Raw genomic sequence first — 6,965 nt, 5'->3', positions numbered from 1 at the left:
AGCGTCAGGCGCCGCAACCGGGGCAGAAGCAGGCGCCTCAGACGCAGCCGAACTACCCGAATCCTGCGCAAATACCGTCACAGGTGCCGCAGTGCTCAGTAAAACCGCCAGAAATGGCGCAACAACCTTGCCGGTAATGCTCGAACGGGCTTTGAGCCAGGTCATTCTCGTATCCTTAACCTTGAAGATCAACAGACAGTTGCGATTGAAGCGTGGAACTCGGTCAGTTGTCATTCAGACTGAACGAGATCGTATAAGTGTGCTGAAGCTCCTTGACCGGAACTCCGTTCGACGTCGCCGGCGCATACCGGGCCTTGCGGACATATTCGAGCGCGGCACGCGCGAAATCCTGTCCTCCCCTGACGCTCTTCACCGAGCAGTTGCTGGTCACGCCCGTGGACTCAACGTCACAGACCACCGTCACCTGACCCTCGCGCCCTTCATCCTGCGCTTCATCCGGGTAGTTCAGCTCGACATGGTTCACGGGACGCGAACCGGCGAGATGATCCGGAACCGGAGGACCCGGCGGGGCGGAGGACGGCGCCGCGGCCGGGCGCGTCGTCGGCGGCATCGGCTTGGGCGGACGCTCGTGCGTCACCTTCTGAACCACCGGCTTGGGCGGAGGCGGAATCTTCACCTTCGGCGGCGGAATGTAGGGCGGCGGCGGTGACGTCAGTTCCGGCGGGGGTGGCGGCGGCGGCGGGGGCGGCTTCACCGGGCGGATCACAACCGCCTTCATCGGTGCGTGGCTCACAGGCGCAGGCTCCTTGTCCACCCACGTCACGTAAATCACACCAAGCGCCACCGCTATGGCCGCTACACCACCTATGCCAACCGCCTGCTGCGCCGGCCTCCGGCGCTGCTGCGCATAGTCAAGCATTACAAAGACAACTCCCTGACAGCGATTTCTCTCTGTGCTGCACTCTCGGCTCCAGACTGCATGAACAGTTTCTTTCTCACACCATCATCTGCGGCAGATCATGACGCACAGTCACGAGATCACAAGCCATATTGCGGACAAAATATCGCAATTGTTCTTGAACATCTCTCAATTTTTATAAATACATCTCGAAAGCTTCAAGAGACCCTTCACGACACCTTATCATCCACCCCACATCGTTTGCTCTCCAAAACATCCAAGGAGGAGCGACCTCTGAATACGACATGATTAATGATAGCATCATTCATCACGATACCGAAATAAAATAAACTTATGCATCAGGCAATCCGCTGCCGGAACAATTTCGCTTTCAAAATATGTAAGGCGCAAGCTGTGCGCCAACCACCCTGTTCCTCACGAAATAAAACGTTTATTTACAGACGCTTATTAATTTCTCTCGTGCGCCTTTTCAAAGGCGAGCCGTCCCGCTGACTCCAGCACCACGTCCGCCTGCGGCGTATGAATCCGCCCACACAGAACATTTCGATAATGCCGCTCAAGCGGATTATTCTGATTGAGACCCGGATTTCCCGTCACTTCCACGGCCCGCGCCACGGCAGCGATAGCGTTTTCAGTCATGAGACGCTTGATCTGGCTGGCTTCAGAGAGAGTGGTCTTCTCCGTTCCTTCCAGACTCAGGCCCCGTTCGAGCAACGCCTGATTGGTCAGCAGCAAGCCATCGATCTCCCCAATGACCGCGTGAAAACGTGGCAGGCTTGAAAGAGGACGCCCCAGAGCTGTGGGAACCCTTGCCTCGAGAAACGTGACGAGCCAGTCGCGAGCGGCCCGCGCGACCGCATCATAAAGAGCAGAGACCACAACCGTATGCCATATCGCCAGTGCGGGCGTTTCCGGGTTACCTGCTGACTGCGCAATAAAGCCTATCAGATATCGTTCCGGAACCTCAACATCCTCGAAAACGATCGTGTCGCTGCCTGTCGCCCGCATGCCAAGCTGGTGCCAGCTTTTTTCGATCCGCACTCCCGGCAGGTTCAACGGCACAAGAATCTGCCCGATGCGCGGATCTTCCTCCTCGGTCGCGCCCCACACCACGCCCCAGTGCAGCGCAGAGGAACCAGTCGAGAAAATCTTGCGTCCGGACAGAAGCCATCGATCCCCAACGCGCCGCACCCGCGTTGCCGGAACTCCGCCTCTGGAAGGCGTCCCCAGTTCCGGCTCAACACGAAGCGCATTGATGATCGCGCCGGACTCTACGATGGAGGTCAGAACCTCATCGCGCACCTCATCAGACCATGTGCGGGACGCGACGATCCCGGCGGTCTGCAGATACTGCATGGCGAGAATCAGGGCAGTGGAGGGGTCACCTTCGGCGACACGGGCGACAACCTCCGTTATGCGACGCAACCCGGCTCCCTCACCCCCCTTCTTACGGGGCACCGCGAGAGACAGCAGCCCAGCAGCCCTCAGCTCTTCAAGATTATCGAGACAGATCTCGCCACGGCGGTCGTATTCCCCAGCCCGTTCCGCGAACCGCTTGACCAGTCGTTCGATGATCTCGGTTTCCGGAGCGTGACGCTCGATCGTGGGTGATCCGTCCATGGCGAAATCTCACTTATTTTTTCATGGCGCCGCGAAATGCGGTTCGAACGCCCCGGCCAGAGGCTCCGTCGTCGTCAACAGCCCGGCCGCACGGTAGGTATCCAGCACCGTTTGTTCCGCCTGAATAACTTCAGGGGTCACGGCCACAGGACTTGCGATCAGCTTCTCCGCAACCACTGTCGCAACATTAAACGGAATACCGGTCTGTTGCGCAAGAATCCTTGCGTAATCGGTCGGATGCTGGATACCCCATGTATAAGCCTGCGCAATCCGGCGATAAAAATCACCAAGCAGCTCACGCTTTTTCACAAGAGCATCATTATTCGCGACAAAAAAACTGTTGTTCGGCATCAGACCAGCCGCATCGGCAATTATATGACCATGGCCTGTCACCACCTCAAGAGAGACATAGGGCTCCCACGTCGCCCACGCATCCACACGACCGGTATCAAGCGCCGCCTTTGCCTGAACTGGCAAGAGAAAGCTGATTTTGGGAGCCGGAGCCGGAATAGCGCCTGTCGCCAGAAGGCGCAGAAGCAGAAGATGCCCGATGGACCCCCTGCCTGTGGCGACCCGACGCCCCGAAAGCTGCGCTGGCGAAACAATAGAAGACCCTTCCGGGACCACGATGGCCGTCGCTTTTCCACCCGCTTTCGGTGGGATCACGTAGGCCGCTTTGATAGGCAAGCCCGCTCCCCACGCAAACATGAACGGCCCGTCTCCGGCGATTCCGGTATCCACGGCGCCTGCCCCCAAAGCCTGAAGCAGGGGCGCCGCCGCTTCGAATTCCACCCAGTGAATATGATAGGGGATATTCCGGTCAGCGCCGGAAGCCGCCATGATCGCCTTCTGCTGCCCCTTCTGGTCAGCAACGATGAGTTCATCCTGGGCGCGCGCCGTTCTGCTCCCTCCGCTCAGAGCGACAAGAAGTGCCAGGAACATCCAGACGGCCCGACGGCCCCATATCATCTTATGAATCATCCCCATAAAGAACGACTTTTTCTCGTTGATTTCAATAAATATGCACAAATATATCGCCTAAATATAATTCATACGTCATTTCATCGTATTTAAGGGATAGTCGCCTAAAGCCAGAGCCACAACACTGGAGTCAGAGGCCATGTCCGGCGCTACCCTGCATACCCAGCATCAACCACTCCTGCGATCCGACAGTGCAGAGACGGATGCGACCCTCCCCCGCCCAAACCCGACCAGGTTCTCGCTGCCACGCTGGCTACCCAGCCTCTCGCGCTATCTTTCTCCCCTGATCGCGCTGCTCACCTGGCAGGCCGCCTGCTCTTTCGGCCTTCTCTCCACCCGTCTGGTCGCCTCTCCCCTCCAGATTGCCCATACCGGCTGGAGTTTGCTGCAAGACGGCTCCCTGATGACCAATCTTGAGGTCTCGCTTCTGCGCGCCGCCTCCGGACTGTCCCTCGCGTTGCTTGCCGGCACAATACTGGCGCTGATCTCCGGCCTGTCAAAACTGGGCGAGGATATCGTCGATGCCCCGCTTCAGATCCTCCGGACACTCCCGGTTCTGGCCCTCGTGCCCCTGTTCATCCTCTGGTTCGGTATCGGAGAAGCCCCGAAAATCCTGCTCGTTGCGCTGGGTTCAACGTTTCCCGTCTATCTGAACCTGCACAAGGGCATCCGGTCCATTGATCCCAAGCTGCTGGAAATGGCCCGCACCTTGCGCCTGTCCCGCCTCCAGACCATCCGCGATGTCATCCTGCCCGGCGCGCTGCCGGATCTTCTCGTCGGCATCCGCTTCGCCGTTGGCATCTCATGGCTGATGCTGGTTGTCGCGGAACAGGTCAACGCCGACAACGGGATCGGGCACATGATGATGGATGCTCAGGATTTCCTGAGAACCGACATCATCTTCGTCGGGCTGGCCGTGTATGGCCTGTTCGGCCTCGTCTCCGATCAGTTCGTCCGCTTCCTTGAGCACCGTGCGCTGATCTGGCAACCGGCGCAGCGACAGGGAGGCCGCACCTGATGAACGTCGTCACGCCCCTGCGCCCGCACACGGCAGATCATGACGTGCCGGCAGTCAGCATCCGTGGGCTGAGCCGCCGGTTTGGTGATGGTCCACGCATCCTTGACCGACTTGATCTGGACATCCGGGAGGGAGAGTTCGTCGCTCTTCTGGGGCGGAGCGGATCGGGGAAATCAACCCTGTTACGCACTCTTGCCGGGCTGGACCCGGTCACGGAAGGTTCTGTCTCGCGACCGAAAGATGTCTCGGTCGTCTTTCAGGAAAGTCGGCTTCTGCCCTGGAAGCGGGTATGGAAGAACATCGTGCTGGGTCAGCCCGACGCCACACGCGAACACGCGCTGCGCGTTCTGGAAGAGGTCGGTCTCAGCCACCGTCTGGATGCGTGGCCCCTCACCTTGTCCGGCGGAGAATCCCAGCGCGCCGCTCTGGCGCGGGCACTCGTGAGGGAGCCGCTTTTTCTGATGCTGGACGAACCTTTCGCGGCACTGGATGCGCTGACCCGACTGCGCATGCAGACCCTTGTTTCCGATCTCTGGCAGCGGCACCGCAGCGCCGTCCTGCTGGTCACCCACGATGTCGACGAAGCCCTGTTACTGGCTGACCGCGCTGTCGTTCTGGAAGAAGGGCGCATCAGCCTTGATCTGCCGATTTCCCTGCCCAGACCCCGCCGCCATGCCGATCCCCAGTTTGAACGGCTGAGAGGAACACTTCTGCGGGCGCTTGGCGTCCACGACAACTGAAAACCCGAGGGGACAGAACCGACTTTATGCGGCTTCTCTCACTGTCTGATCCTCACTGGCGGGGGCGGTCATCATGCGACACTCTTTCGGCTGATGCGATCTCCGCCGCCTTGGCCGCCACACGACTGTCCTGTTCACGAATCAGCCAGTAGACAACACCCAGCGCCAGAACGGCCGCAGAAAAGGCCATCATCTCCACCGGCTTGACCTCGTTGAGATCAAGAATGATGAACTTGCGAGACACTGCCAGTAGGGCAATCAGGACGATGGTCCGGACGCGCACCACATCCCTGTTGTGAGTGAGGCTGATCCGCAGGGAACTCTTGAATTCGAGAGCGATGATGACCGTAAAGATATTGCCGAAAACACTCTGGAACGCGGGCGCGTTATTCGCATTGATCTGACCAAACCATACCAGCCCCCAGACCTCTCGGGTCAGGTTCCACGTTGCGACAGCCGTGATGACCATGATCAGAGCCGTCAGAATCAGCATGATCAGCAGCTCGAAACTCTCGTAGAGGTTCATCTCCCGAAAGCTGCGACCGAGCCGGAGGGCTTCACGGGAGAAGGGATCGTGATGTTCCCGCTCGTTCTTCAGGTCTTCCATAATCAGTCTTCCATTCCCGCTGGCCATCCGGTCATTTTCAGCAACATATTTCGTTCAGAAGACTCACTGACCGACGACGAAATTCTTCGTGTCTTTCGCAGTGTTCGATCCCCATTTTCCAACTGTATGCGTGGTGTTTTTCCCCCAGCGTCCAATATTCTTCCCTGTCTTGCTGCCCCAGTGGCCTACTTTCGTGCCCGTCTTGCTGCCCCAGTTTTTTGTGTCATGCGCGGCATCGACAGTGCCATTGCGCACAGTCTTCCAGCTTTTGTCAGCCGTCTGACACAGTCCGGAAGTGCAGGAATCGGAATCAGCCGCCATGGCGGGGACTGCTGAAACCATCAGCACACCTGCCACGAGAAAGGCCTGAAATTTATTCATCCGCTTTTCCTTACTCTATAATATCACACTGCGATTACGAAACCGCACTGCGGGTCCTAAACGAGACACCCTCAGATTCAAGGGGCCACCAAAAGGCGTCTGTCCCTCAATTTCTTCAATACACTCCCCACCCCGACGAAAACGGGAGGCAATCCCCGATGACGTGTTTCTGCCGCCATGCAGAAAAACAGTCTACCTGAACAGTTTATCTTTTCAGGTAGACTTGTCATATGATAGGCAACGCATCATGGCTGCCGCATCAAACGATCCGTCCCCTCCCCTTGCTTCAGGTCTCGCACAGGATCTGCGCACCACTCTGGGCAAGCTGAAGCGCCGCCTGCGCGAGCAAACGCATGGGAGCGATCTGACACCGTCCCAGGTTTCCGTGCTGCTGCAACTGGAAAAGGATGGTCCTGCAACGACATCGAATCTGGCTCGAACGCAAGGCATGCGTCCGCAATCGATGGCGCCTATTATCGCTGCGCTGACACAGGCCGCGTTAGTGAGAGGTGAGCCAGACCCCACGGACGGGCGGCAGACGTTGCTGTCACTGACGGAAACCTGCCGCAAGCAGGTCGCGGACGGACGCGCCGCGCGTCAGGACTGGCTGACGCGCGCGCTCCAGTCGCGATTTTCCCCGCAGGAACAAGAGCAAATCGCCACGGCCGTCGCACTGCTCAGGCGACTTGTCGAAGAATGATCTGAGCCTGCTGGTTCGTTCCGCCCGGTCGCCAGCTT

8 protein-coding genes are annotated in these 6,965 nt (G+C 58.5%); 3 read left to right on the top strand and 5 right to left on the bottom strand.

All coding sequences use genetic code 11. The features are described 5' to 3' along the window. Positions 1-223: 223 nt before the first annotated feature. The 3 genes from GOB81_RS13200 to GOB81_RS13190 all read right to left on the bottom strand — a co-directional run bounded on the left by GOB81_RS13200 (position 224) and on the right by GOB81_RS13190 (position 3,469). Positions 224-880, bottom strand: coding sequence for an energy transducer TonB (locus GOB81_RS13200; RefSeq protein ID WP_173570887.1), 657 nt, complete (start codon positions 878-880; stop codon positions 224-226). Positions 881-1,327: 447 nt separating this feature from the next. Beyond that, on the bottom strand, positions 1,328-2,500 hold the full coding sequence (locus GOB81_RS13195; RefSeq protein WP_173570886.1) for an acyl-CoA dehydrogenase family protein: 1,173 nt from the start codon (positions 2,498-2,500) through the stop codon (positions 1,328-1,330). A gap of 21 nt (positions 2,501-2,521) precedes the next feature. Further along, positions 2,522-3,469, bottom strand: a complete 948-nt coding sequence (locus GOB81_RS13190) for an ABC transporter substrate-binding protein (protein ID WP_173570885.1) — start codon at positions 3,467-3,469, stop codon at positions 2,522-2,524. A 151-nt stretch (positions 3,470-3,620) separates the two neighbouring features. Here GOB81_RS13190 and GOB81_RS13185 point away from each other — a divergent pair, with 151 nt between their 5' ends. Next, positions 3,621-4,499, top strand: coding sequence for an ABC transporter permease (locus GOB81_RS13185; protein WP_173570884.1), 879 nt, complete (start codon positions 3,621-3,623; stop codon positions 4,497-4,499). Continuing rightward, positions 4,499-5,239, top strand: a complete 741-nt coding sequence (locus GOB81_RS13180; protein ID WP_173570883.1) for an ABC transporter ATP-binding protein — start codon at positions 4,499-4,501, stop codon at positions 5,237-5,239. Before GOB81_RS13185 ends, GOB81_RS13180 begins: the two co-directional genes overlap by 1 nt. Positions 5,240-5,291: 52 nt before the next feature. Here GOB81_RS13180 and GOB81_RS13175 read toward each other — a convergent pair whose 3' ends face one another. Both GOB81_RS13175 and GOB81_RS13170 read right to left on the bottom strand, forming a co-directional pair. Beyond that, a complete protein-coding gene (locus tag GOB81_RS13175; RefSeq protein ID WP_173570882.1) occupies positions 5,292-5,846 on the bottom strand; it encodes a phosphate-starvation-inducible PsiE family protein in 555 nt (184 codons plus the stop codon). A 63-nt stretch (positions 5,847-5,909) separates the two neighbouring features. Continuing rightward, positions 5,910-6,227: a hypothetical protein gene (locus GOB81_RS13170; RefSeq protein ID WP_173570881.1), complete on the bottom strand. Its 318-nt coding sequence runs from the start codon at positions 6,225-6,227 to the stop codon at positions 5,910-5,912. Positions 6,228-6,474: 247 nt separating this feature from the next. Between GOB81_RS13170 and GOB81_RS13165 the strand changes: the two genes are divergently transcribed. Further along, positions 6,475-6,927 carry a MarR family winged helix-turn-helix transcriptional regulator gene (locus tag GOB81_RS13165; RefSeq protein ID WP_173570880.1) on the top strand — a complete coding sequence of 151 codons (453 nt, stop codon included), beginning with the start codon at positions 6,475-6,477 and terminating at the stop codon, positions 6,925-6,927. Positions 6,928-6,965 lie beyond the last annotated feature (38 nt).

The sequence above is a fragment of the Acetobacter conturbans genome (assembly GCF_011516755.1).
Classification (GTDB): Bacteria; Pseudomonadota; Alphaproteobacteria; order Acetobacterales; family Acetobacteraceae; genus Acetobacter; species Acetobacter conturbans.
This window is presented reverse-complemented; position numbering and strand designations above follow the sequence as displayed.